The organism is Persicobacter sp. CCB-QB2, from assembly GCF_001274635.1.
GTDB classification, from domain to species: Bacteria; Bacteroidota; Bacteroidia; order Cytophagales; family Cyclobacteriaceae; genus Persicobacter; species Persicobacter diffluens.
In genome coordinates this window covers 1,585,210-1,610,640 of sequence record NZ_LBGV01000001.1, presented here as the reverse complement: position 1 = coordinate 1,610,640, position 25,431 = coordinate 1,585,210, and the positions used below count along the sequence as shown (strand labels likewise).

Below are 25,431 nucleotides of genomic sequence, written 5' to 3'. Positions count from 1 at the left end.
TAATATTGGTGTAAGAATAATAATCAAAATAATAAAAAAGCGAATGTCTCGCTCATTTTGAGTAAGTTGGCTTGCGAGGATTCCAAGAATTAATCCTGCGTTAAGTAAAATCAAGCTAGGTTTATTCAAAATAGTAGGGGGATTCTTAGTTTTTATTTAATAAAAATCATCTACTCATGGTTTGAAGCATTAGAATTATCGCGAGTGCGTTTTGAGTGCTTTTTTGGAAGTTTGTGAACGAAAAAAGGTTCAACTTTGAAGAGATAAGCGGCTCATGCTTCAGTGATTTTATATTATTAAAGTTCAGTATGATGTTTAAGGTATCTCCATCTGTCGATCGCGATAAGGTTTTTCAGTTTTTGGAAAGCAGTCCTGATCGAGATGAGATATTGCGTTTTTTGACTCACCTGCTGTTTCCTCCGGGTCAATATCAAGTAGTAGGAAGCGCCTTGGTATTATATCAAGAAAAAGAACAGTGCCTGACGCACTTCACCACGCTGACGGAGCAAACCGAGTTGGCTGAAGCTTTTTGGAACGCTTTATCGGAGGCGCAGAAGGATTTTATGCCATGGTCAATTTTTTCGGGAGGCGATAAAACAGGTACCTGTTTTCAATCGCTTGATTTTGATCCGAAATTCGATCAATTGTTTCCTAATCAAGTGATTTTTCTTCCCAAATGTGGGGACGAAGCGTTTTTGTTAATCGTGTTTACCGAGCAACAACAAGCGTCTATTATTCCTGAAAACACCACTGCTTTTCCCTTTCAATTACTATCTGAGCGGCTTCTTTCCCAATACTATAGAGAAAGAGCAAAATCGCCTACCATTGCCGAATATGGATTGCATGCCGGCATAAGTAATAATGCCCTGTTGTTGATTAATGATCAGGGGATGATCGAACAGATTAACCCAGAGGCTTTGGAAGTTTTTGGTAAACGGAAGCCCTTGAAAGGGCAGCTGATTTTTGATTTTTTACCGGTAGCGTATCGCAAAGATGTCGTCAAGACTTTATTGGGGATGAGGCAGGAGGATGGGGTGGATCCCATCATTCGATTTTGTACCTCTATCCCGCTGATCGGCCAGCAGGAAACTAAACATTTGGAATGGAAGTTTTATGCGGCTCAGGCTTATGCACATCATTTGCATTTGGTTGAGGTCACAGACATTTCTCAAAAAACATTCATTGAAAATCAGCATCGTCAAAACCTCAGTTTTTTGAAGCAGGTTTTGGACTTTGTTCCGGGGCACTTTGGGGTACTGGACTTAAAGGAGAAGCAGATTAAATTTCAAAACCGGAACTTACTGGTTCATTTAGGCTATGATGAAAAAGAGGTCAGGAAAGGTTTTGTTAATTTTCTCCGGCAAATTTTTCATGCTGATGATCAAAGCTGGTGGAAAGGTTTATTGATAAAAAATTCCTTGAATACTGTTGCTGAGCGAGGAGTGAGGTTGCGCCGGGCAAATGGTTATTATGCCAATATTCAGCTGCGTTTAGTTCCTTTTAAAATGGGAGAGGAGCCTTTAGGGGAAAAAGTATTTTTGTTGGCGCTTGATGTTTCCGAGCGTTTCGCTGTTCAAGAAAACTTCTTAAAAGACAGGCGAATACAATATCAGCATGCAGCTCCCCTGAAGCTTGGTTTTTGGGATTTTAGCTTAGGTCAGGGGCTGAGGGTGAATGATGTATTGGCTGACCTACTACATAGCCCTTTGCCGGGGACTGATTTTTTACGTCCACTGCCAGCATGGAAATCTTATCTTTCTACTGAAATGTTACAGGAATTCAGGGGAACATTAAGTCAGGCCATCGGCAATGAGCAAGAGATGATTGAGGGGGATTTGAGCATAAAAATTCCTGATCAGCAAGAAGTGAGGACGATTTATCGATGTCAAATTTCATATAATATCAAAGGGCAATTAGAGCTTAGGGGCTTCATTCTATTTCCTGAGGCTCCAACAAAGCCTGATCAAATTCCTGTCTATTCCGATCCTATGGTCATCATTGATCAAAATGATCATTTGGTTGAAAGGAATACTGCCTATGAGAATGAATTTGGCTCGCGGGACCTTTTTATTGGTCAAAAACCTCATTTCTTGGAGGCGATCAGAAAGTCCATCCAAACAGATCAGCGAGAAGGGATATTTGAAGTAGATTTGGAAAATGTGCATCATCAGAAACGTACTTATCAGACGCACTATATTGTTCACCCTGTTCAGGAAGAATGGGTTCAAATTACATTGCGGCCACAACAGGAATTGGTCAAATTAAAAAAGAAGGTCAGACATCTTGAAGATCAGATTGACCAATTTCAATCTGATAATAATCGATTCCTTTCGAAGGTCATCCATGAGTTAAGGAATCCGTTAAATGGCATCTTGGGAATCAGTGAAATGATTTTGAATGCAGAGGGTAAAAATGATCAAAAGGAGGCCTTCCAGCATATTCATTTGGCTGCCAAAATGATGCGGCGGTTATCGGATGATCTCCTTGATTTATCCAAAGTAGAATCCGGTAAGGTGCAGGCCGAACTCAGGGATTTTAATTTTCGGGATTTACTGCTGGTTTTGGAGAAAAGTATGAATTACCAGACGAGGGAAAATCACAATGTTTTAAAGTTAGAAGTAAAGCCGTCTGTTCCTAAATTCTTACATAGTGATGCGCTGCGTATCAATCAAATTTTATTGAATTTGGTGGGGAATGCTAATAAATTTACTAAGAACGGATTAATATCGTTAACGGTTGATTTTGTGGATATTCCTGCCCCGGAGTTAAGTATTATTGTCCGGGATGACGGCATTGGAATTCCGGCGCATAAATTGGAGGAGATATTTGAACCATTTTTACAAGCTTCACAAAATACGAGCCGTTTGTATGGAGGCACCGGGCTTGGTTTGACCATTACCAAGGAACTGGTAGAGTTGCTGGGTGGGAAAATCATCGTCAGAAGTAAAGAAGGGGAGGGGACGACTTTTGAAGTCCGGTTACCTATTGAGCATGCCAGGGGGGAATTGGTGTCCACGCAGGAAGTGGATTATTCCTGGCAGAAATTAAAGGGGCTCCAGGTGCTGTATGTGGAGGATGTCACCACCAATCAATTCCTGATGCAGGGATTGTGCGACAAGCAATCCGTGGGTTTAACCGTGGCAGATTCCGGGGAGGCGGCCTTGGCATTACTCAAAAGTCAGCATGATTTTGATTTGATTTTGATGGATCTTCAATTGCCCGCTATAAGTGGCTTTCAAACGGCGGAGAGGATTCGAGAGATGGGCGGACCGTATTTCAAACATATTCCCATTTTGGCGATGACCGCATCCAATCCGTCCTTGATCGAATCCGAAGTGATGTCCAGTGGGATGAATGACATTTTATTAAAGCCCTTCAAAGCCACACAGATTTATTTGGCCTTTTTAAATTATGGATGTGCTTTTAAGGAAGAGTTACCTGCAGAGGAGAGAAATCGCTATTTTTCAAAAGAAAGATTTATTGAGTATGATCAGCTAAGTGCTGTTTTTTCTTCGGCAGCTGAATATGAAAAATTCCTTTCTCTAGTTTTGATGGAAATGGAGAAATGTAGGAAAGCACTGCTGACAAGTTTGGAAAAAGGAGAAGAGCGTCCTTATCGGAAAATTATGCATAAACTCAACAGTTCCATTGATGTGCTGCAAATGTATGAAATCAGGAGTTTAGATGTGGAAGTGCTGGCGGCTTATGATCACGAGCAACCGATCCGGAAAGAACTGCAACGAAAATTCAGAATGGCCTATGATCGCGTATTGCGGAGTCTTCGTCAGCGCATTAAGGACTAAAAAAAAAGCAGCAAATTTTGCCGCTTTTTATTCTTTGATCATCAATACGTGTTCTTTTTTACTGATGATTTTGTACTCTTCTTTTTTGTTAAACCCAAGGGTTTGATATAAAGCTACGGACTCCGGAGATGCATATAAATAGATCGGAAAACCTTCTGTATTGGGGTTTTTACTAATGTCCAATAGCACTTCCAGGGAAAGTGCCTTGCCCACGCCTTTTCCTCTGTATTCAGAAAGAACCGCAAATTTTTCCAATACAATGCCCATTTCTGCAAATCGCCATCGAGCAGATCCACAACTTCTGCCATTTTCATCCTTGGCTAAAAAGTGTTCAGACACCTGCTCAAATTCGTCTATCTCTTCTTCAAACTTTCCCTGGCGCTCATCTACAAAGACTCTTTCTCTAATATTGAGTGCCTCAATAATACCTTCCGGACTGCTTACTTTTTTAACCTTTATCATACGCTGATACTAAAAAAATCAATGTGACGTAGGTGGTATTTATTATTAATAAATATTTAAAGTCGGAAATCGAAAGTAGATTTCCAATAGAAAAAAATGTAATTTTTACTTTTCGTCTTTATTTCGGCTTTCAAACTTATCGTAGGCGCGAATAATATGTTTAACCAGTTTATGACGAATCACATCAGAGGCTTGTAAACGCACAACGCCAATGCCGGTAATTCCCCCAGAATTTTCAGAGATTCTCTGAGTCCGGATTTTTGATTCTTGGAAGGTCCACCTGGCTTTCGTCTCCGGTAATAATAACCTTAGAGTTTTGCCCCATACGTGTCAAAAACATTTTGATCTGCATCGGCGTGGTATTTTGGGCTTCGTCCAAAAGAATAAAGGCATCCTTCAGGGTTCGTCCACGCATATAGGCCAGCGGAGCGATTTCGATGGTTCCGTTTTCCTGGTATAGTTTCAGCTTTTCAGCCGGAATCATCTCATTCAGGGCATCATAAATCGGACGTAAATAGGGATCCAGCTTTTCCTGTAAATCACCAGGCAAGAATCCCAAATTTTCCCCCGCTTCCACTGCCGGGCGGGTGATGATGATCTTCTTGACTTCTTTATTTTTTAATGCTTTCACCGCCATCGCCACCGAAATATAGGTTTTTCCCGTACCGGCAGGTCCTAAGGCAAACACTAAATCATTCTTTCGTACCGCTTCCACCAAAGTTTTTTGGTTTTCTGTACGTGCCTTAATGGTGAGGCCCTTTGTACCAAAAAGGACTACATCATTCTGCGTATCAGTAACAGGAGTCTGCTCCTCGGTGAGGTAATCCTTCACGACTTCCGGATTGATTTTCCCATATTTTTTTTGATGATTGATTAAAATATGAAGTAAATCGTTGATCCTCAAGATGTCCTTTCCTGAACCTTTTATGCGGATTTCATTTCCCCTGGATACAATTTGAGCTTGAGGAAAGGCATTGCTTATTTCATTCAGATTCTGATTAGCAACTCCCAAAATCTCTACCGGAGAGTTGCCCTCCAGGCTTATTATCTTTTCTATCAAATGCTATTGGATTTAAAATTTGCGAATCACGTCTATTGCCGTATTTTTGCCATTCATACAAAGCTAATGATTTTTTTGATTCATATATGGCACTGATAACTTTCTTGTCAGATTTTGGTGTAAGCGATCACTACGTGGCTGCAGTAAAGGCGAAAATTTTGAAATTTTTCCCGGCAGCACAGATAATAGATATTACCCACGCAATCAAACCATTTGATATTATTCATGGTTCCCATGTGCTTGGGGCGGTTTTTCGTGATTTTCCCGAAGGAACCATTCACCTTTTTGGGGTGGACTCCTTTGCGAATGAAAATACACGACATATTGCGGTGAAACTCGAAGGTCACTTTTTCGTGGGGCCCGATAATGGTTTGCTCAGCCAAATTAGTGCGGAAGCACCTAAAGGCATGGTAGAGCTTACCGAAGTGGGGGAGGAAAAGTCTCCTTTTCCACTTAAGGATATCTGTGCTGAAGCAGTGGCGAAACTGGCTTCCGGTTCGGGATTGCCCGCGGTGGGTACTTATACTTCAGATTTAAAGCGTTTCGTGAGCCGAAAACCCAGGGTGGGGGCGGATCTGATCATTGGCCATGTATTGCATGTGGATGCCTATGGGAATTTAATTACCAATATCAAAAGAGAAGATTTCGAAACACGGGCGTCCAAAATGACTTATAATATCCGGGTGGCACGAGAGCAGTTTCAGCATGTGCATGGTTCCATTGCAGAGGTGGAGCCGGGTGATATTTTTCTGATCTTTAACAGTCAGAATGTGCTGGAGGTGGGGATCCATAAGGGAAATGCCGCTCAGTTATTGGGTCTGGAGTTTGAAAGCTTAATTAGTATTCAATTTGAGAAGAAAGAAAGCTAATTAGGCAGGTTTTTGAAAGATGTAGATTTTTCTCTGGTAGCCTTTAGAGGTAGCGTAAATTATGGGAGAGAGCACTTTAAGCTGTGCCTTTAAGGCAAAGCGATCCATGTCTAAATCATTGGGTTGAAAAGCATAAAGCTTTCCCCAGGGCTGCTGGAGGATTAATGATTTTTCATCCTGATATTCTCCAACAATGGAGACTTCCTGAAAGGGAAGATCTATGAAAAATTTTCCTTCCGGTCTTAAAAATTGGCTGAAATAATGAATGCGGTTGGCTTGTTCGTCGGCAGAAAATTCCATTAAGCCGGACCAAAGCCAGAGCAGGGCATCGCAATGTGGGATTTGAATGTCTTCCATCAAATCCTGGCAGTGGCTTTGCGAGTGGCCCGCTAATTGTTCATTAGCATAAGAAACGAAGTGGGGAGCGCGTTCTATTCCAATGAGTTTTCCCAGGAATCCTTTTTGCTTTAAAAAAGCCAGGCCTCTACCATAGCCTGAGCCTAGTTCAACGATGGTTTGGGCATTTTGGAGCAGTGGATAAAGGGTTTGGATGTCAGTGCCATCACTAAATCCGGTCAGTTTTGCAAACTCCTGAAGTTTTTGGATCTTCATTTCGTCGTAAAAAGATCGATTTAGTAAATTAAACGACATAAAATTTAAGAAATATTAAGTGAAATTGCGTTATAAACAAGCAGAGGACAATAATATCAAAAGATTGCCAAATTTTTAAAGCCAATACAAACTAAATATATTTATGAAAAGAAATTTGATGTGGGTTTTCGCCCTGATTTTTATAGCCAATGGCCATTTAACCTTTGCCGGAAATGGTGAAAAAGCTTCCAAAGGAGGTGAAATTCAATGGATGACTTTTGAAGAAGCGGTGAAAGCCCAAGAGAAAAAACCGAAAAAAATCGTGATTGACTTATTCACGGACTGGTGTGGATGGTGTAAGAAGATGGATAAAACTACATTCGAACATGCGGAGGTCGCGAAATTCATCAATGAAAATTTCTATGCCGTGAAGTTTGATGCCGAGCAGAGGGAAGAGATCGAATACGATGGCCAAACTTTCAAATTTGTCCCAAATGGAAGAAAAGGATATCATGAATTGGCGGCGGCACTTACCGGTGGGAAAATGAGCTACCCGACCATTGTTTTTATGGTGCCGGGGGAAGCACAAAAATTGACTCCGATTCCGGTTCCGGGCTACCGAGATGCAAAAGATTTTTACCAGTTGGCCAATTTCATATCTCAGGAACAATACAAGAATACGGAATCTAATTTTGAAGAATTTGTGAAGAAAAATCCAGCGCCTTTCTAATGGCTGTTGTTTAATAAAAAAAGGACCGTCCTGATGGATAGTCCTTTTTTTTATGCCAAAAAAACTTGTGCTTAAAATTAGAGTCCGGCTTTGTCGGAAAAAAAAACGAAATAGGGAACTATTTCTTTATTATTCCCGCCTTCTGGCTAAACAAGGCTTTAGGTATGAATATCCCGGTTTAATCCCCTTTAAGGCTGAATGATCATTTTTTGGTTTTGCCATTCTCCGGCAATCCGGTAACGTACGATGTATAAGCCTGCTTTTACCTGATCTAAAATGACCTGACTATCCGAAAAATTGTTGATCAGTTGATGCGGTATGCTTCGTCCCGCCATATCTGAAATTTGAATGGCTTCTACCGGATAATTGATGTGAAATGATCCGCGATTTGGGTTAGGGTAGAGCTTCACCTGTTCACGAGCTTTTTCATTATCCACCGGTATCTCTTCATTGATTTTAAGGAAGGTAGGTCGGATCATTAAAGCTCCTTCCACACCGGCCACAGTTTCACCCGTTTCTTCATCCTCCAAAATATTAGACTCCCAGATGCCTTTCGTGTTGAAATACATAAAGGCAGAGGCATCATTGTCTTTATCCAGTCCAATGGCCAATCGGTTATTGGTGTTTTGCTCATAGCCTACATAGAATTTTCCGCTTATGGGCAGGTAGCCAATGGAATAATAGGAATAGGGATTTTCAGGACTTCCCGCAATGGTGATCGTGGCTTGTTCATAAATGGGCTCCTCTTCCAGGTCCTCCCAGATTTTAAGGGTGAAGGAGGCTCCGCCCTGTCCATAAGCTTCGTTTCTCCAGGCAATAGAGACGCCCGTCATGATATCTTCCGTAGGAATATTGAACTCATACGCCAACTGCCCGGCTTGCTGGGCAATACCTGCGGCATATTCGGCCTCTCCATCATCGTAAGCCAATATATTATCAATGACGACTATGCTTCGGGTGGTGTCGTTCATCCGAAGGTTAATGTCCTCGGCAATGACATCTACGCCATTTTCCTGCCAGCGCACCAAAAAGTCGTCATTGGTACTGATGGAATATTCTAATTCCATATAAAGAGAGTCCGGATCTCCAGCCAAAAGGTTATTGGTGTTGATGGCCGAAGAGGTAATGTCTAAGGTTCCAAATGCGGGGATAATGGGCAAAAGCGTTGCCTCATCGGGTTTATCCAATACCGAGTTGGTGGTAGTATCTGAAATGGTAAAGTTAAACGAAACGAGCTGTTCGCTATTATTCAGATTGTACATTTCCGCATGGGATACTGCCGTAAAGCCCTCGGGATCTTCCAGGTATTGCTTCATGGGCAGCATGGTGTAAGGCGAAAAGGGGCTGGAAGGGCGACGCGTTAGTGCCCGGTCGATATAGGCCCGATCATTGGCCGTTGGATTATCTGGATTTTCCAGGCCTCTTCTTTTATCCAGATGGACATAATTCATAATCCAGTTGTCAAAAGAGCCGGATTGGTTCCCAAAAGCCTGGAATTTGAATTTGAAACCTTCATGGATGTAACGAGATTCAAAGGGAATAGCGAACATGTAAAAGGTTTCAGTATCGGGCATGCTTTCGTCATCTCCGTTTATTTCCCATACTTCTTCCCACTCACTGTCTTTATCGAAGAAAGACAAGCGTAAAATGTCTCGTACATTAGGCGGATTGGCTTGTCCTCCTTTTTGTAAAAAGAAGGTTAAATAGGTGTCTGCAACTTCACTATCAGCCACCTCCAGCATATTGATCGGGCAGGAGACCAGGCTGTCTGTTGGCCCATAAGTGGTGGGGTTGGTAGTGTTGTAGGGTGTTCCATCGGCTTTTAGACCATCAAAAACCATGACCTGATAACTCAGGCTGTTAATGTCAATGCCGGATCTTACCGTGACGGTATTGGTGTTTTTCCACCAGCTGGTATCAGGAAGGAAGCTGGCCTGGGAAACATCATCAAAAAAGGGGAGTTTCGGTAGGGTATCCTCCGATGCCGTAATTCGAAAATTTTGTTGACTTAAGTCCCGCTGAAGCGGAAGTTGAACCAGCTGGGCTTTTGCTGTGGGGAATAAAAAGTACCCTAATATAAAAAGAATGAAAATCCGTTTTGACATGGGTTGATGGTTAGGCTCATCGGTGTTCCTGTTTATGGGAGCACAAGGTGCCGGTAACGTATAAAATAAAGACTAATTTAAATCTTTATCCTTATAAAAGAAAAAGCCCCTTTGTTTTTCGAAAGGGGCTTTAGTGTTTTTTAGAAAATATCTTCTGTTGCAGGTGCATCTTCCTCCGGTTCGGGAGCCAGTTCTACCCAAAGATCAATTTCCTGTCCTACGCGAACCTGGGTGTCTTCCAATGGACGCTGTCGGATAACTACATAGTTTAATGAATCATTTCGATCTCTTGGTTTTACAAACCCTACTTTTAGAGAAGAGCCTTTAATGGCTAGTTCTACCTCATCCAGCGGACGGCCAACATAATTTTCCAGTTCGAAAGTTCGCTTTCCATAGCCATCTCCAACCACCAAATCAATGGTAGAACCCTTGGCGATTAAAGTGCCGGCTTCTACCGGACTGCCTTTATACTCCTGGCGCAAAACGGCATTTTCGGCTAAATCCGGTTCGTATTTGATTTCTCCCATTTTTAAATCATAAGAGTTCAGTACGATTTGAGCGTTGGTCAAAGAGCCATCAATCAAATGTGGCATTTTAACTTTAGGAGGGTTGCTGGCATTTAGCGTAATGTAAATCTTTCTGTTCGATTTAACTTTGGTACCTGCTTCCGGGAATTGCTTGATGACTGCCAAAGGAGGTAAATCTGCTGAAAACCCGGAATCTAATTCAATTTCATATCGAAGAGAGCGAGCGCCTAATTCGGCTTCCAATTCCTGATAATTTCTTTCCATCACATTTGGCACGGTGACCGTTTCGCCATGTTCAGTAACATTGGGCAAATACAGATAGAAAAATCCACCCACAAAGCCTGTTCCGATTATTCCGATCAGTACCCAATGAAGAATAAGGTCTAGGAATGATTTAGGTTTAAAAAAAGACATATTAAAATTCTTGTATTAAAAGCTGGGCTATTTATTTGGTGAAAGCTGATTCAAAATGCGTTTCCTGCTCTGCCATTTTGCTGGCGCGTTCCATGGCCAAATCAATTAATTTGGTGATCAGGTCAGTATAAGCCAATCCTGCATGTGCCCACAGGGAGGGGAACATGGAAATATCCGTAAAGCCAGGAATGGCATTGATCTCATTTAATAAAATACGATCGTCTTCGGTGTAGAAAACATCAGCGCGCGCAAATCCATTACAATGCAAGGCTTTGTAGGAGTCCTCACAATATTTCATGATGCGGTGATGCACCTCTTCCGGAATTTCGGCAGGAACCTGAATGATGGCTCCTTCCGGGTCTACATATTTGGCCTCGAAAGTGTAAAATTCATGCTTGCTGTTCACCTTCACCTCTCCGGCAACGGTGGCTTTAGGAATTTCATTTCCGATGATGCCGCATTCAAATTCTTTTCCGACAACAAATTCTTCAATCAACAGCAGGTTGTCATATTTAAAACCTTCTTCAATGGCTTTTTCAAAGGAAGCCTGATCAGAGATTTTGTTGACGCCAACGGAAGACCCCAGATTTGCCGGCTTGGCGATACAGGGAAGGCCTAATTTTTTTTCTAAAATGTCCAGGCTCAGTTGGTCGCGCTCTTCGATTCTACTGACTACATATTTGGCCACCGGAACGCCATTGGCCTCTAATAAATGCTTGGTAGCGACTTTGGACATGGTGATTGCCGCAGGTAAAACGTCCACGCCTACTACCGGAATGCGAAGAATTTTCAACAATCCCTGTACGCTGCCATCTTCTCCATCCGTACCATGAAGTACCGGGAAGACCACGTCCAGGCGGATTTCTTCACCCGTATCCTTATTCAACAGGAATGGATCCGCAGGATTCATATTAATCTGTACATTATTTTCCTTGGGGAATTGTTGATCCGGGGTGAGCCCTAAATGCCAGGCTCCCACTTTATCAATTCCAATAGGGAAGATATTGAATTGCGACTGATCAATATTTTTCAGCACATTGGTCGCGGATTTCAATGAAATCTCATGTTCTACAGAACGACCACCAAAAAGTACCCCTACGTTTAATTTTTCCTTCATTGAATTAAATTTCTATATCTCGAACATCCAAAAATAGGGATTTAATTGACAAAATTTCTGAAAAAGAAGCATAAAAAAAAGGCTTGCCGGCAATTGGCAAGCCATTTTGTTTAAGGCTGAAATAAACGTTTGACCGTTCGGCCCTTTAAGGAATTTATTTCCAGCAGGTAATAGCCGGAGGCTAAATTGTTGAGATCGATAGGGATGGAGCCCTGTAAAGTATTTTGTTTTTGATATTGCTGGAGCAGGCGGCCATCCATTGCCATTAATTTAAGGTAGATGGGGCCTTCTTCTTCCAATTCGTATACCAGCGCATATTGTATGGGTAAACTGCCACTGGTAGACAGTACGAACCTAGGAAGTATATCATCTTTTTGGGGATCAAGGATGATGGACTCTTCCAATTCTGCTTTGAGCTGATGTTTTCCTTTTTCAAAAATTCGGAATTCTCTTAAATATAAAGTACCTCCATTGGGGTTGGCACTGGCAAAATCTAATCGAACCTCCTGCTCCTGGAATGGGCTGATGTCCACATAATGACGTACCCATTTTTTATGCTCTTCTGCTGGTTTTAAGTCCGAACTGTTTGCGCTGTAAATTAATGCTTCTGATGCACCGCAGTCATTGGATATCCATAAATTTAAGTCGGTTTCACTAGTGCCTGAAACGGTACGCTGCGTCTCAAAGGTGATGGTTAAGGAGTCTGTTTCCGAAAGTAAAATGAGGGGAGATATCAAGTGATTCACCATGGTGCTTCCTGATCGAAGCAGGGCTGCCCATTCCTGATCAGCGGTTTGGCCGCCTTCCCATCGATTATTTGAGTTCTCCGGGAAAGGAATCCAACCTTCAGACACAATGGAAGTAGAATTAAAAGCAGTGTAAAAGGGCATCTCGGCTTCACTCTGATCCACCAAAATGGTTTTCTTCAGGCTTCCCACTACAATGGCATCATTGTCTTCATTATTTACCCGGGTAACGATGGCTGTTAACTCTTTTTCTCCTTCCGGTAGTCCCAATAAAGTGGTGCTTAGTATCTTGTTTTCACCTGGTGCAAGCTTGAGGTTTTCAATCGTATTTTGGGCTTCATATTCACCAAAAGTTAATTCCACCACCATGGAGTTTACCTCATTGATCCCGACATTTCTCACTTCAAGTACAAGGGGGAGGGCAGCAGCACAACTCACGGTTTGTGGAGATGGAATGGCCACTAAGCGCACGGCATTTTCTTCAAAATTGGGATCAACCAGTCCGGGAGAATGGAGTAAAGAAGCACGTCTTGGGCTAAATTCCAGCACTACATCTACACGAGCCTTTTGATGGGCGGTGAACATGTTCATGCAGGCATCTGGCGTATAATCCATGAAGTTTTCATACTGATCATCAGAGCCGCATGAAAAGGGTGGATTATCTTGAAGCTGATCACAGGAGGTTGTAGTCTGACTTGACTGATCCGGAGTGTCACCACAAAAATCATCAACCCCGCAGCCTCCATCTCCCCAGATATGAAGCAGTCCGAAAAAGTGTCCGATTTCGTGGCTTAAAGTTCTGCCTAAGTTATAAGTAGGGTCTATGGTAGGGAAGTTGCCCTTCGCATTGGATCCGCAAACGGTAAAATCAATCACTACGCCATCTTCTGTAGGGGCTGAAGGAGCGCCTGTCCCCTCTATTCTGTCGGTTTCAGGCCAGGAGGCATAGCCTAACAGCTGACCGGAAAGGTTGGCTACCCAAATATTCAGATAATCTTGTGAATTCCAGTAACTCAAAGATTTTAGGGCCGTCTGTGCGGAGGAACTAATGCCAAAAGAAGTAATTTCGGTTTGCGTGCGCGTAATACCGTTGGTGGCATTTCCCTCCGGATCCTGTTTCGCCATAACGAATTTAATTCCGAAGTCAGCAGCAACGCTCAAAAACTGCTGGCGGGTATTTATGGCATCTTCATTTTGTCTTTGGAAATCCTCATTCAAAACTTCCAGCTGACTTAGGATTTGTTCTTCAGAGATATTTTTTCCACTGCCCATCGCTTCGCCATTATGAATAATGTGAAAAACTACCGGAATTTCCACGGGATCGGCTGCATTTCGTTGGGGGAATTGTTCGGCCAATACACGTTGTTTCTCCAACATCCAGGATTCGAAGCCCTGAACAGGTGCCATTCGGTGGTCATTCCGATGATGATTCACCGCTCCACATCGATCCGTTTGGGCGTAAGACCAATGAGCAAAGAAAAACAATAGGATGATTAGGACTTTTTTCAAAATATAGTCAATAAGCTAAATAAAAAAATGGCCATACATTTCCGCAGCATAAGCAGTAAGGTATGGCCGTTCTATGAAGAGCGTGTTAAAAAGCACACCATCCGGCTGCAAATTCGAATTATTGGAAGCGATTAAGGATAAATTCTCCACAATAGCGATGCTATGCTCTCTAAATAATCAAGTATCGCTTCTGCAATGCTTCCTATTTTCGCTGCCAATTTTGGCTTTTAAACACGCTCTAATTTATAAGCAGGAATTAATTCGGTAGTGGGGTCATATTTACCGCTACTACTTCTTTAATTTCCGGAACTTGTTTTTTAATGGCTTCTTCAATGCCGGCTTTCATGGTCATGGTGGACATGGGGCAGCTTCCGCAAGCACCCAAAAGTTCCAATTTCACGATAAAATCTTCCGTGATTTCCAAAATTCTGACATTTCCACCATCGGATTCCAGATAAGGCCTGATGCTATCGAGGGCCGTTTCTACCTGCTGCTGTAGCTCCTGAATATTCATTATCTATACTTGTGTAATTTTTACTCGTTCTGTTTTGTCCATGGTCGCGTTTCTCATGGCTACCTGTCGGGCAACTTCCTTCGCCAGTTGATCAAAAGCTTCAGAGGTAATGCTGTCTTTCAGTACCGCCGGATAGCCATTGTCTCCACTTTCACGAATTTCCTGAACAATAGGAATTTCTCCCAAAAATGGTACCTTGAATCGCTCTGCCATTTCTTTTCCACCATCTTTTCCGAAAATATAATACTTATTTTCCGGCAATTCTTTTGGCGTGAAGTAGGCCATATTTTCAATCATTCCTAAAACCGGTACATTGATTTGAGGCTGTTGGAACATCGCCAAACCTTTTTGAGCATCCATTATGGCCACTTTTTGAGGGGTGGTAACCACAACTGCACCGGTAACAGCTACATTTTGTATTAGTGACAAATGGATATCGCTGGTCCCCGGAGGTAAATCTACCACCATATAATCTAACTCGCCCCATTTGGTGTCCCCCAAAAACTGACGAATCGCGGAGGTCGCCATAGGACCTCTCCAGATCATCGGACTATCTGGTGGGGTTAAAAACCCAATAGACATGATTTTTACACCATATTGCTCAATCGGAATAATCCAGGTTTTTTCCCCTTCTTTTTCCATACCCGGTTGTTCATGCTCACAATTAAACATGGTCGGGGCGGATGGTCCGTAAATGTCAGCATCCAGGAATCCTACTTTAGCACCGGTACGCGCTAGTGCTACAGCCAGATTCGTAGATACCGTAGATTTTCCCACGCCACCTTTACCGGATGCCACTGCAATAATGTTTTTTACCTGAGGTAATAATGGTGTTGCAGCCTGTGCGGCAGTAACATCGTGGGTCATCTCCGGAATTACTTCCAAATCAGCATTGACCTGCTCATGAATCGCCTCAATACAGCTTTTTCTGATCTGTTCTTTTAACGGACAGGCGGGAGTGGTTAATACCACCTGAAATTTTACCGTATTATTTTCAATCTCCAGCTCCTTAATCATGCCAAGGGTTACCAAATCTTTTTTCAGATCCGGATCCTCTACAGTGCCGAGGGCTTTTAATATTTGGTCTTTAGTAATAGTCATTATCTCTAGGGAATTTTCGGTATTGACCGAGGTGAGGAAAAAGCAATAGCTTTGGATAATCTTCACCTGTAACCTTCGCAAATTAATTAAAAAAAATCAATTTAGCGGATATAATGATATTAAACCTCCTGTTGAGGAAATCTGGCTGACAATGTTTGCAGAACCAAAACGATAAGGGGTTTTTGAAGGTGAAATCCTTTAGGGTTAAAGGGTTGGGGATATGCGGATGCCGTAGGTGGGTTTAATGATGCCCAGAGACTCAAAATAGTTTTTTAAATATTGTGGGTATTTCTTAAGCCGAATTATGTGCGTTTAATACCCCGATTAGCTGCTTGGCGGCAAAATGGAGGAATAGTTTTCTGTTTTGAGTTTTTATTAAGGAAGCAGATGAATGAGGAGAAAGCCAACATGCCCAAATTTGGGCTTTTAAAAAATTAGCTGCGCAGTCTTATTTGGGGTGAAAATAAGTTGTCTAAAAGCTTGTCGGATTATTAGTGATTTCAATAGAAGCACAAAATGTTATTCTAACAGCCCATTTTTTAGCTAATTCAATTCAGTTCTAAATCCCATATAGAGAGGATTTAAAAAGAGTCTTCTTCCAGTGTAAACTGATGTTCCAAATAAAATTTCGTCGAATTCGCTAAATTTATATTAATCCCACAGGCTCCTAAGAAGCTTTATTGAATCCGGCAGTGAATAGTAAACAGGAGCAAGGTGGATTTTATGATAGTTTTCTCCCTTTCTTTTGCGTGAAGACTCCGGTATTAGCTATCTTCTAAATGCTGCGGAAATGACTTTTTGGTAGATTTTAGGGAGAACGCTGCTTTTATTCCCATATATTTTGGATTATCCTCAGCTACTGGATAGGAATTAAGAGGGAGAAATGCGTAAATTTGTTCTACTGTTATTCGCAATAAATTCTGAACCAAATTGGGCATTAGTCAAAATACTGTACAGCAAGTGAAGGATCGCATGGATATCGTCGAAGTGGTCGGCGATTATGTTCCACTGAAAAAAAAGGGGAACAATATGTGGGCTTGCTGTCCATTTCATGAAGAAAAAACGCCCTCCTTTTCAGTTGCGCCAGGTAAAGGGATTTATAAATGCTTTGGCTGTGGTAAAACCGGTGACTCTATTCGATTCGTGATGGAATTGGAAGGGATGGAGTTTCCGGAGGCCATACGGCATTTGGCCCAGAAGTATGGTATTCCGATAGAGGAGACCAAGCTGACAGAAGAGGTGAAAGAGAAAATATCTTTCCGCGAGCGTCTTCATTCCGTCATGCATTACGCCAAAGAGTTATTTGCCCAACAACTGTGGGAGAATAAAGAAGGCCACGCCATAGGATATAGCTATTTGCGGGAAAGAGGGCTGACGGATGAGATTATTAAAACCTTTGAGTTGGGTTACTCCCTGGACAAATGGGAAGCATTTTATAAGTCCGCCAAAAAAGTTGATTTCACTACTTCCGAAATGGAAGGCGCCGGACTGGTGATCGTCAAGGAAGATGGAAAGAAAATCTTCGACCGCTTCCGGGCGCGGGTAATGTTTCCGGTGCATGACCTTTCCGGAAAGGTGATTGCTTTTGGAGCGCGTACGCTTTCCAATAATAAAAAAGAAGCCAAATACCTGAACTCCCCCGAGACAGAAATTTATCATAAGTCCCGGGTATTATATGGTATTTACCAGGCCAAGGACCGTATCCGAAAGGAGGATAACTGTTATTTGGTGGAGGGTTACACCGATGTGATCTCCATGCATATGGCGGGAGTAGAAAATGTGGTGGCTTCCTCCGGAACCTCTTTGACAGAAGATCAAATCCGACTGATCAAAAGGTTTACCAATAACATCACCGTACTTTATGATGGAGATGCCGCCGGAGTGAAAGCTTCCCTGCGCGGAATTTCTATGATTTTGGCCGGTGGGCTGGATGTGCAGGCCGTGGCATTCCCGGAAGGGGAAGATCCGGACAGTTATATTCGGAAAATTGGACCGAATGCTTTCGGGGAATATTTGAAAGATCATCAAACCGACTTTATTTCCTTTATTACGGAGGTGTTGTTGGCTGATGTTGGAGATGATCCCCTGAAAAAAACCAAGGCCGCCAGAGAAATTTTGGAGGCCGTAGCGCAAATTCCCGATGCCATTAAACGAGATGTTTATTTAAAAGCATCCGCACAAAAATTGGGAATTGCGGAAGAAGCTTTGCAGCAGGAATTGCAGGGCATCTTTGAAGAGCAGCAGAAACGAGCGCATAGAAATTACCCATCGGCTGGTAGTCAGCCCCCTATGCCCAGCCAGGTGCCCGGTTATATTCCGGACCAGGATCTACCACCGGAGGCTTTTCTCCCACCGGAGGAAATGTATCCGGAGCTTGGGCAGTCGCAAACGGTGGAGCAGGTCGCTCCCGGGGATCGTGATATCAACTTACTGATGTTGCATGAGCGCGAGGTGGTGAGGATGTTGCTCGTTTATGGAATATTAGAAATAGAAGCCGGCAGGCGAGTAGCAGATTATATACAGGAAGAAATTTCCAGTCTGGATATTTATGAAATGCGACATGCGCAAATCGTAAATGTATATTTTCATCGCATGAGCTTAGAGCAGGATATTAGCCCGCAGGCGATGCTGGCAGCGGTGGAAGGAGAAGCACTGGAAGTAATGGAAGAGCTGGTAGAAATGAAATACAGTTTGAGCCAGTGGATGGATCGTCACCAAATTAATGTGCCCATGGAACAAGATAATTTGGGAAACAATCTGTATAAAGCAATCATTAATTTAAAAGTGGCCCATTTTAGTTTGATGGAAAAGCAATTGGAACAGCAATTGGAACAAAATCAGGCGCAGGCTAATGAGGAAGGCATGATGGAGACCCTTCAGATGATGGTGGAGTTGCAGCAGATGAAAAAGCAGGCACAGGATGAAACCCGCCAGATTCGCTACAAAATTTAATCGAAACTGATTTAGAAGAAAAACAAGGAATACAGATATGAAGGACGAACGACTTTTGGACCCGATTGAAGAAGGCATTGCGGCCATCAAAAAAGGGGAGGTCATCATTGTTGTGGATGATGAAGACCGCGAAAATGAAGGGGACTTTATTTGTGCTGCGGAGGCCATTACCCCGGAGGTAATTAATTTTATGGCGACTCATGGTCGTGGATTGATTTGCGCTTCCATTACAGAGGAGCGTTGTGAAGAGTTAGGACTACATATGATGGTGGGGAAAAATACCGCGGAATATGAGACTGCCTTTACCGTATCTGTTGATTTGATTGGCCATGGTTGTACCACCGGAATTTCTGCCCATGATCGCGCCAAGACCGTGCAGGCATTGGTGAATCCTGAAACCAAGCCGGAAGAATTAGGCCGTCCCGGACATATCTTCCCATTAAAAGCCCGCAATGGTGGCGTTTTGAGAAGAGCCGGGCATACCGAGGCTACCATTGATTTGGCGAGATTGGCGGGCTACCGTCCGGCAGGAGCTTTGGTGGAGATTTTGAATGAAGACGGATCCATGGCGCGTTTGCCTCAGCTTCGAAAAATTGCCGATAAGCACAGCCTGAAGTTGGTGTCAATCGAAGATTTGATTGCTTATCGCATGCGTCACGATAGTCTGATCGAAAGAGAAGTGGAAGTGCACATGCCCACCGAGTGGGGGGATTTCCGCATGGTTTGTTACAAGCAGAAAACCACAGGGGAAAATCATTTGGCACTGGTGAAGGGAGAATGGGAAAAGGATGAACCCATTTTGGTGCGTGTTCACTCCTCTTGTGTAACCGGAGATATTTTTGGTTCCTGCCGTTGTGATTGTGGAGAACAATTGCACCGTGCGATGGAAGCGGTTGAGAAGGCCGGAAAAGGAGTGGTGGTTTATATGAATCAGGAAGGTCGTGGTATCGGATTGGTAAATAAACTGAAAGCCTACCAATTGCAGGAGCAGGGTTTGGACACGGTAGAAGCCAATGTGAAATTAGGTTTTAAATCGGATCAGCGTGATTATGGGGTCGGTGCTCAGATTTTAAGAGATTTGAATGTATCCAAAATCAAGTTGATTTCCAATAACCCTATGAAACGTACCGGCTTAATCGGTTATGGTCTGGAGATTGTTGATCGGGTGCCAATTGAGGTAGAGCCGAACAAATACAATGAAGAGTATTTGAAAACTAAAAGAGACAAAATGGATCATCAGATCCTTAAAGGAGAATAAAGCAAGGTGCCCGTTGTGGCACCTTTTTTTTGGATGAAATTCTATCTGTTTATATATAGTTTGGGGTTTTTCGGCTTTAGAATTGATTCTCCTACTGATATTTTTTTAAATTGGATTGCGGTTGCTGATCTTTTACCAAAGGGATTGCGTTCAATCATTATATTGCAAACAAAACCTGACCATGATAAATAAACTCCTGCTTTTTGTTTTTTTCTTTAGTTTTAACCTGTGCCTTCAAGCCCAATCCAATCGGCAATTTCCCTCAGAAATGTGGCATTTGGGCGAATTGGTTTTATTGAATGGAGATACCCTTGCAGGAGCGTTAAAGTATGATTTTGGTAATGATGCGGTATTAATTAACGCTGAAAACCGAATCAGAACTTTCTCTTCCAGGAAAATTCTCTATTTTGAAATATACGATTCCACCGTGGAGGATTATCGGGAATTTTTCTCCATTCCCTATCGGGTACGGTCAAATTATAAAATTCCGGTATTATTTGAAGTGCTTCATGAGGGGCCGCTGACGCTGATGTCCAGGGAGGAAATTGTTCAGGAAACTTTACCGCAATATAATTATGGCTATTATGGGTATAACCAAAACACCTATTATTCCACACAGCGGAAGTTATCCTATGATTACTACTATCTGGATATCAAAGGAAAAGTGATGTTCTTTGATTTCAAAAAGAAGACCCTTCTTCACATTATGCGGCGGTATTCCAACGAAATCAAGCGCTTTGTGAAAGACAACCGCCTGAAGTATAATGATCGAAATGACCTGATTCGTATTACCGATTATTATAATGAGTTGGCCTCAGGGGATAAAAAAGCAAAATCTTAAAAACAGGGAATTTCGATTCCCTTTTTTTATGGGAAATTGTCGAACTGTATAAAAAAGATATAAATTGCCAAGCTTGTAAATGATTAAACAAAAAATCTAATGTCAAAGAATAAACCACTTATTTTGGTGACCAACGATGACGGTATTACCTCTCCGGGTATCCGTGTATTGGTGGAAACAATGCAGGAAATTGGAGAAGTCGTAGTGGTTGCCCCTGATTCTCCACAATCAGGAATGGGCCACGCCATTACCATCGGCGAAGTAATTCGGGTAAATGAGGAGCATTTATTTGAAGGAGTGAAAGCTTTTTCATGTTCCGGTACCCCTGCGGATTGTGTGAAGATAGCTAAATCGGAAGTTTTGAAAGGCCGAAAATTAGATTTGGTGGTCAGTGGAATCAACCACGGCGCAAATACTTCCATCTCGGTTTTATATTCCGGTACCATGTCGGCAGCCATTGAAGGGGCTGTGGAAGGGATTCCGGCCATTGGTTTTTCATTATGTGAATACGGTTGGGATGCGGATTTTTCTCATGTGAAAAAGTATGTACAGATCATCACAGAGAAAGTCTTGGAAAATGGCCTGCCTAAAGAAATCGCCCTGAATGTGAACTTCCCGATGAAGCAAGATGAGCCTATTAAAGGCATTAAGGTTTGTCGTCAGGCAAGAGCACGTTGGCAGGAGGAATTTGATAAACGAAATGATCCGATGGGACGAACCTATTATTGGATGGCCGGACAATTTAAGAATTTGGACAAAGGCGTGGATAATGACGTTTGGGCTATTGATAATAATTATGTGGCAGTAGTTCCTACGCAATTTGACTTAAGTGCCTACCATGCCGTGAATATTATTAATGAGTGGGGATTATAATTTTATCTCCCTTAATTTTGTAGCGTAAATAGTTGGTTATTAGAAATTTTGCACTGAAGAGGTTGTCGAGTAAAATTCAAATTCAAGTGCCTTCCTCCTAGCATTTCTTAACCTGTATCATCCATTGCTAGATTTAGATGGCTCTGCTGAAAGTCTCAATATCGATGCGTTTGTATTGGTATTGCGGATTTTTTATTAGCCTAAATTTGGGGGAGCATGTTTACGCCTCCTTCACCTGCTTCGTTGGGAAAAACCTGAAATAGGAAACCTCTCCTTCATTTTTTTTGCCTTGTACCTCAACGAGGATTTAAGCATTCAGATGTTGGGGTCAAGCAGAAATAGGCTAGGGGAAATTAGGCCGCCAGTCATCGTAAATATTTCCTTTTTAAGGTTTTTCTTACAAGCTAAGGGCCAATGGAATTTCCATTGGCTTTTTTTTGGATTCTGCTTTTTAAGGTATGTTTTTGAATGGCATCGGACTTATTTATATCAAATTTTGGGATTCCACCTGCTTATTATCTTGTTAGAAGAATGCCCGACTCCGCTGTGTCTGTGGGGGAAGGTTTGAAAAATGTGAAAAGAAATTTGGTGAATTTTCCCTTAATCAAAGTGGTGGGGCTTTGGGTAAGTTGCAGAATTTTAGGGGTATAAGTGTTTGGGTCGAGAGGGAGTATCTATGGGTGGCGTAGTTTTATTTTCTGATATTATTATTGCATGTTGGGTATTTAGTGGTACTTATTACTTTTTGAAAAGCAGGATGTAAGAAAAAAGGGAATAGTTTTTTGTTTATGGAGAATTCAACGCAAAAAATTGATGTTCGTCATAAAAAATATTGTCCATGTATTAGCTGCATAATATTACCATAACATTAGGTTAGCTCCGATTCGTATAGCATTATATAATGCTATACCACCTATGACAAAAATATTCTACTTCCTTTTACTGTTTCTTCCAATTATTCTTATGAGTTGTACGGAGGATGTGAACCCCGCGGTCCGAGATATTTCTGAATATGAAGTACAATCCCAGTTATCTCAAATTGGTGACGGTTCAGCCATTTATGGACAATGGGCGGTTAATGAAATTCAGATTGATAGTTACAACCAAATGGATACCCTTTATCTGAGTATGGTCGTGACCATTAGTCAAAATGGGGTTTTGATTGCAGATGGCAACAATGTCGAGGGTGCCGGTGTCTGGCAGTCAGATCCGAATACCAACCAATTATATATTAGCGGACTTCCGGAGGTGTTTAATACCAGTCATCGTCTGAATAGAGAAAGAAATGGCGGCGGAACGGGTTGGTCAATCTTTGTGGTCAATGATCGGCTGACAATTTTTGATAATAATTCCAGAGAGAAATTTATTTTAGATAAAATCATAAAAATATAGCGCACTCAACAACCGATTAATAAGGGTCTACATCACAGTAGATCCTTACTTTTTTAAAGGCGGCCTGTTTTTCAGTTTCTATAATGGCTTGTTGTATTAACCGTTTTGCTTTTTTAAGGTCAATATTTTCACGCTCTAGTTTTACGATAATTTCCCGGATGAATTCGTTTCGGATTTTGGATACGGCCGGGCTTTGTGCTCCTAATGCTCGATGGGCTCCCAGCCATTCTTGTAGTATCGCATTTAAATAAACAGCCGCTTGTTGACAATCCCTTTCCTCGCGGTGTTTTACCACGATTTTGATTAGCCTTCTGAAAGGAGGGTAGTGGAATTCTTCCCGTTCAGCAATTTCATTTTTATAAAGCCCGGTATAGTTTTGTTCCACCACAGTGTGTAAAGTGGCTTGTGCTAAATCTCGTGATTGAATAATCACCACCCCTTTACGTTCGGCTCTTCGTCCTGCCCGACCACCAACCTGGGTCATCATTTGGTAGGCGCGTTCATTGGATCGGAAATCCGGGAACCCCAGCATGCGATCCGCATCTACGATGCCCACCAGACTTACGCCTTCAAAATCCAGTCCTTTGGTCACCATCTGTGTGCCGATCAGCACTTGAATTTTTTGTTTTTCAAAATCATCAATAATGGTTTGGTAGCTGTATTTATTACGGGTAGTATCCAGGTCCATCCTTTGAATGCTAATCTCCGGAAAAATTTGCTGGAGACTTTCTTCTAGCTTCTGTGTTCCAAATCCCTGATCTACCAAATCCTTTGAGCCACAGGCAAAGCACTCATGCGGCACAGCGGCTTTGTATCCGCAATAATGACATTTTAATTCATTTTGAAACTGGTGTTTGGTTAAAGAGACCGCACAGTTCGGACATTGATGAACCGTTCCACAGTCTTCGCAAATCAGGACCGGAGCATAACCTCTTCGGTTTTGGAAAATAATCGCTTGTTCTCCTTTTTTTAGCGCTTCTTCTAGCGCTTTTACCAAAACAGAGGAATAGGGTCCCTGCATGGTTTTCGCTTTCCGTTCGCGGCTGATATCAACCAATTGAATTTCGGGAAGTTGTGCCTGCCCAAATCGTTCGGTAAGCTGCACCAATTTATATTTCCCTTTTTCGGCCAGATAAAACTGCTCGAATGAAGGAGTTGCTGATCCCATGACAAGCCTCGCCTGATGTAAACGTCCCAGCACAAGCGCCAAATCCGCCCCATAATATCTTGGTGCCGGATCATATTGTTTAAAGGAGGTTTCATGACATTCATCCACGATGATCAGGCCCAAATGATCAAAAGGTAATAAGAGCGACGAACGCACGCCTACCACAAATTGGATAGTGCCATTGACCACACCTTTCCATACTTCCACACGTTCATTATCGGAATATTTGGAGTGGTAAACGCCCATTTGATCTCCAAAATATTTGGAGAGGCGGTCTACAATTTGGGTCGTTAAGGCAATTTCCGGTAATGCCAACAGTACCTGAACCCCTGAGTCGAGGGCTTCCTGAATCATGGAAATGTAGAGCTCCGTTTTTCCTGATCCGGTAATTCCATGTAATAGTACCGGCTGGTTATTTTCAAATCCCTGATTAATTTCTGCCTTGGCCTTTTGTTGAGCAGGTGTTAATTCCACCTGATCCGGGATGGTTTTGCTGGTATGGCCAATGCGGGAAATTTCCACATTAAACTCCTCCAGTATTTGGTTTTTTACAAGTGTTTTTATAGCAGAAGGGGAGACCTCCTGAGCCGTCAAACTCTTCTTACTCAGGCCAATTTCATTGAGTTCTGGCTGGTCAAAAATATTCACCGCCTGCAGGTAGCGCATAATCACCTCCTGCTGTTTTTCTTTTTTTTCCAGTAAGCCAAATAATTGTTGCAGGGCAGTCTCTTCCGCCCAATGTTCTTTTAAGCGAACATATTTCTCCTTTTTAGGGGAATACTTATCTTTTACCTGTTCGAACAGAATGATGGCCTGCTTTTCTACCAGAGATTTTATAACCTTGGAGGGCGATTTGATGCCAATGATTTCCGGTAATTCCTTAAAATCCACATGAGGTTGTTCGAGCAAGTGCTCCACCAACAATCGTTCTTTTTCATTTAACTCCACACCTGACCATTCCGGATCATAGTCAGGGTGCAGCTGAATCTTGGAATCTGAGGATATTTTCATCCCCGCCGGAAGGGTCGCAATCAGCACTTCACCTATGGTACACATATAATAGTCCGCCATCCAGTGCATCAGCTTAATCTGCTGTGGGGAGACTACCGGACGTCCGTCTAAAATATTGTCAATATACTTGGTTTTGTAGGCTGGTTCCTGATCATGTATTTTCGCTACAATGCCGGTGGTGATTTTACTACCAAAAGGGACAATCACCCGAAAGCCTATTTCCAGAAAAGGCACGAAATCTTCCGGAACCTTATAGGTAAAAAGGTTCGGTACCGCTAGTGGCACCATAACATCAGCATATGTAATCGGGGTTTCTTCTATCGGAAATAGGGACATTCTAAAGCTTTAAGCACAAAAAAAGGTAGTCGAAAATCGACTACCTTCAAAT

General features: G+C 42.4%; 17 protein-coding genes and 1 pseudogene. 8 read left to right on the top strand and 10 right to left on the bottom strand.

Going from position 1 to position 25,431, the window contains the following annotated elements; all coding sequences use genetic code 11:
* Positions 1-308 precede the first annotated feature (308 nt).
* Positions 309-3,803: an ATP-binding protein gene (locus NG22_RS07255; RefSeq protein WP_082305015.1), complete on the top strand. Its 3,495-nt coding sequence runs from the start codon at positions 309-311 to the stop codon at positions 3,801-3,803.
* Positions 3,804-3,830: 27 nt separating this feature from the next.
* Here the strand turns inward: NG22_RS07255 and NG22_RS07250 are convergent, their stop codons facing one another.
* Together NG22_RS07250 and NG22_RS07245 are read right to left on the bottom strand one after the other, a co-directional pair.
* Positions 3,831-4,265, bottom strand: coding sequence for a GNAT family N-acetyltransferase (locus NG22_RS07250; RefSeq protein ID WP_053405122.1), 435 nt, complete (start codon positions 4,263-4,265; stop codon positions 3,831-3,833).
* Between the two features lie 105 nt (positions 4,266-4,370).
* Positions 4,371-5,325 (bottom strand): annotated as a pseudogene (locus NG22_RS07245) (PhoH family protein).
* Positions 5,326-5,411: 86 nt separating this feature from the next.
* Between NG22_RS07245 and NG22_RS07240 the strand changes: the two are divergent.
* On the top strand, positions 5,412-6,194 hold the full coding sequence (locus NG22_RS07240; protein ID WP_053405121.1) for an S-adenosyl-l-methionine hydroxide adenosyltransferase family protein: 783 nt from the start codon (positions 5,412-5,414) through the stop codon (positions 6,192-6,194).
* Here the strand turns inward: NG22_RS07240 and NG22_RS07235 are convergent, their stop codons facing one another.
* On the bottom strand, positions 6,195-6,845 hold the full coding sequence (locus tag NG22_RS07235) for a class I SAM-dependent methyltransferase (protein WP_157600908.1): 651 nt from the start codon (positions 6,843-6,845) through the stop codon (positions 6,195-6,197).
* A 103-nt stretch (positions 6,846-6,948) separates the two neighbouring features.
* On the opposite strand from NG22_RS07235, the gene NG22_RS07230 reads away from it, so the two are divergent.
* On the top strand, positions 6,949-7,515 hold the full coding sequence (locus NG22_RS07230) for a DUF255 domain-containing protein (RefSeq protein ID WP_072159049.1): 567 nt from the start codon (positions 6,949-6,951) through the stop codon (positions 7,513-7,515).
* A 188-nt stretch (positions 7,516-7,703) separates the two neighbouring features.
* On the opposite strand, the gene NG22_RS07225 is transcribed toward NG22_RS07230, so the two are convergent.
* The 6 genes from NG22_RS07225 to NG22_RS07200 form a co-directional block, all read right to left on the bottom strand.
* Positions 7,704-9,620 carry a T9SS type A sorting domain-containing protein gene (locus NG22_RS07225; protein ID WP_053405119.1) on the bottom strand — a complete coding sequence of 639 codons (1,917 nt, stop codon included), beginning with the start codon at positions 9,618-9,620 and terminating at the stop codon, positions 7,704-7,706.
* A gap of 140 nt (positions 9,621-9,760) precedes the next feature.
* Positions 9,761-10,561 (bottom strand): PASTA domain-containing protein, encoded by an 801-nt coding sequence (locus tag NG22_RS07220; protein WP_053405118.1) that lies wholly within the window; start codon positions 10,559-10,561, stop codon positions 9,761-9,763.
* Between the two features lie 31 nt (positions 10,562-10,592).
* Positions 10,593-11,678 carry a D-alanine--D-alanine ligase family protein gene (locus NG22_RS07215; protein WP_053405117.1) on the bottom strand — a complete coding sequence of 362 codons (1,086 nt, stop codon included), beginning with the start codon at positions 11,676-11,678 and terminating at the stop codon, positions 10,593-10,595.
* A 110-nt stretch (positions 11,679-11,788) separates the two neighbouring features.
* The gene (locus NG22_RS07210; protein WP_053405116.1) at positions 11,789-13,933 is read right to left on the bottom strand and encodes a M43 family zinc metalloprotease; all 2,145 of its coding nucleotides are present in this window, start codon (positions 13,931-13,933) and stop codon (positions 11,789-11,791) included.
* A gap of 256 nt (positions 13,934-14,189) precedes the next feature.
* Positions 14,190-14,447, bottom strand: coding sequence for a NifU family protein (locus NG22_RS07205; RefSeq protein ID WP_053405115.1), 258 nt, complete (start codon positions 14,445-14,447; stop codon positions 14,190-14,192).
* A 3-nt stretch (positions 14,448-14,450) separates the two neighbouring features.
* On the bottom strand, positions 14,451-15,548 hold the full coding sequence (locus NG22_RS07200) for an Mrp/NBP35 family ATP-binding protein (RefSeq protein WP_053406900.1): 1,098 nt from the start codon (positions 15,546-15,548) through the stop codon (positions 14,451-14,453).
* Between the two features lie 930 nt (positions 15,549-16,478).
* On the opposite strand from NG22_RS07200, the gene dnaG reads away from it, so the two are divergent.
* The 5 genes from dnaG (at position 16,479) to NG22_RS07175 (ending at position 22,864) form a co-directional block, all read left to right on the top strand.
* The gene (gene dnaG / locus NG22_RS07195) at positions 16,479-18,500 is read left to right on the top strand and encodes a DNA primase (protein WP_053405114.1); all 2,022 of its coding nucleotides are present in this window, start codon (positions 16,479-16,481) and stop codon (positions 18,498-18,500) included.
* 37 nt (positions 18,501-18,537) lie between these two features.
* The gene (locus tag NG22_RS07190) at positions 18,538-19,758 is read left to right on the top strand and encodes a bifunctional 3,4-dihydroxy-2-butanone-4-phosphate synthase/GTP cyclohydrolase II (protein ID WP_053405113.1); all 1,221 of its coding nucleotides are present in this window, start codon (positions 18,538-18,540) and stop codon (positions 19,756-19,758) included.
* A gap of 181 nt (positions 19,759-19,939) precedes the next feature.
* Positions 19,940-20,599, top strand: coding sequence for a hypothetical protein (locus NG22_RS07185; protein WP_053405112.1), 660 nt, complete (start codon positions 19,940-19,942; stop codon positions 20,597-20,599).
* Positions 20,600-20,698: 99 nt separating this feature from the next.
* Positions 20,699-21,472, top strand: a complete 774-nt coding sequence (surE, locus tag NG22_RS07180; RefSeq protein ID WP_053405111.1) for a 5'/3'-nucleotidase SurE — start codon at positions 20,699-20,701, stop codon at positions 21,470-21,472.
* Between the two features lie 963 nt (positions 21,473-22,435).
* A complete protein-coding gene (locus NG22_RS07175; RefSeq protein ID WP_053405110.1) occupies positions 22,436-22,864 on the top strand; it encodes a hypothetical protein in 429 nt (142 codons plus the stop codon).
* Between the two features lie 16 nt (positions 22,865-22,880).
* Here the strand turns inward: NG22_RS07175 and priA are convergent, their stop codons facing one another.
* Positions 22,881-25,379, bottom strand: coding sequence for a primosomal protein N' (gene priA / locus NG22_RS07170; protein WP_053405109.1), 2,499 nt, complete (start codon positions 25,377-25,379; stop codon positions 22,881-22,883).
* Between the last annotated feature and the right edge of the window lie 52 nt (positions 25,380-25,431).

What these genes read in the sequence shown, in the direction of transcription:
- surE (WP_053405111.1), top strand. Translation starts at nt 20,699, where the DNA reads ATGTCAAAGAATAAACCACTTATTTTGGTGACCAACGATGACGGTATT.
- NG22_RS07200 (WP_053406900.1), bottom strand. Translation starts at nt 15,548, where the DNA reads ATGACTATTACTAAAGACCAAATATTAAAAGCCCTCGGCACTGTAGAG.
- NG22_RS07255 (WP_082305015.1), top strand. Translation starts at nt 309, where the DNA reads ATGATGTTTAAGGTATCTCCATCTGTCGATCGCGATAAGGTTTTTCAG.
- NG22_RS07230 (WP_072159049.1), top strand. Translation starts at nt 6,949, where the DNA reads ATGAAAAGAAATTTGATGTGGGTTTTCGCCCTGATTTTTATAGCCAAT.
- NG22_RS07185 (WP_053405112.1), top strand. Translation starts at nt 19,940, where the DNA reads ATGATAAATAAACTCCTGCTTTTTGTTTTTTTCTTTAGTTTTAACCTG.
- NG22_RS07220 (WP_053405118.1), bottom strand. Translation starts at nt 10,561, where the DNA reads ATGTCTTTTTTTAAACCTAAATCATTCCTAGACCTTATTCTTCATTGG.
- NG22_RS07175 (WP_053405110.1), top strand. Translation starts at nt 22,436, where the DNA reads ATGAGTTGTACGGAGGATGTGAACCCCGCGGTCCGAGATATTTCTGAA.
- NG22_RS07225 (WP_053405119.1), bottom strand. Translation starts at nt 9,620, where the DNA reads ATGTCAAAACGGATTTTCATTCTTTTTATATTAGGGTACTTTTTATTC.
- priA (WP_053405109.1), bottom strand. Translation starts at nt 25,379, where the DNA reads ATGTCCCTATTTCCGATAGAAGAAACCCCGATTACATATGCTGATGTT.
- NG22_RS07205 (WP_053405115.1), bottom strand. Translation starts at nt 14,447, where the DNA reads ATGAATATTCAGGAGCTACAGCAGCAGGTAGAAACGGCCCTCGATAGC.
- NG22_RS07235 (WP_157600908.1), bottom strand. Translation starts at nt 6,845, where the DNA reads ATGTCGTTTAATTTACTAAATCGATCTTTTTACGACGAAATGAAGATC.
- NG22_RS07190 (WP_053405113.1), top strand. Translation starts at nt 18,538, where the DNA reads ATGAAGGACGAACGACTTTTGGACCCGATTGAAGAAGGCATTGCGGCC.
- NG22_RS07215 (WP_053405117.1), bottom strand. Translation starts at nt 11,678, where the DNA reads ATGAAGGAAAAATTAAACGTAGGGGTACTTTTTGGTGGTCGTTCTGTA.
- NG22_RS07250 (WP_053405122.1), bottom strand. Translation starts at nt 4,265, where the DNA reads ATGATAAAGGTTAAAAAAGTAAGCAGTCCGGAAGGTATTATTGAGGCA.
- NG22_RS07240 (WP_053405121.1), top strand. Translation starts at nt 5,412, where the DNA reads ATGGCACTGATAACTTTCTTGTCAGATTTTGGTGTAAGCGATCACTAC.